The following is a 264-nucleotide window of genomic DNA, read 5'->3' as shown; positions in this document are numbered from 1 at the left end:
CGGGCATTTCAATCGCTGGCAGAGCCGCGTGTCCGGGCGCCCCGAATACGGTGGTGAGTTGCCGGTGTCCGCGTTGGCCGAAGAAATGCTCACCGAAGGCGACGGGCAAATCCGCGCCCTGGTGACGGTCGCCGGTAACCCGGTGCTGTCGACGCCCAACGGCCGCCAACTTGAGCAAGCCCTGGACGGGCTGGAGTTCATGGTCAGCATCGACCTCTATATCAACGAGACGACCCGTTACGCCGACCTGATTTTGCCGTCCAC

Annotated in this window: 1 protein-coding gene; it reads left to right on the top strand. The window is 63.6% G+C overall.

Annotated features, from left to right (window positions below):
- On the top strand, nucleotides 1-264 hold a 264-nt coding region (locus tag KZZ07_RS27035), incomplete at both ends, for a molybdopterin-dependent oxidoreductase (RefSeq protein ID WP_219520076.1).

This window comes from Mameliella sp. CS4 (assembly GCF_019392335.1).
GTDB lineage: Bacteria > Pseudomonadota > Alphaproteobacteria > Rhodobacterales > Rhodobacteraceae > Antarctobacter.
This window is presented reverse-complemented; position numbering and strand designations above follow the sequence as displayed.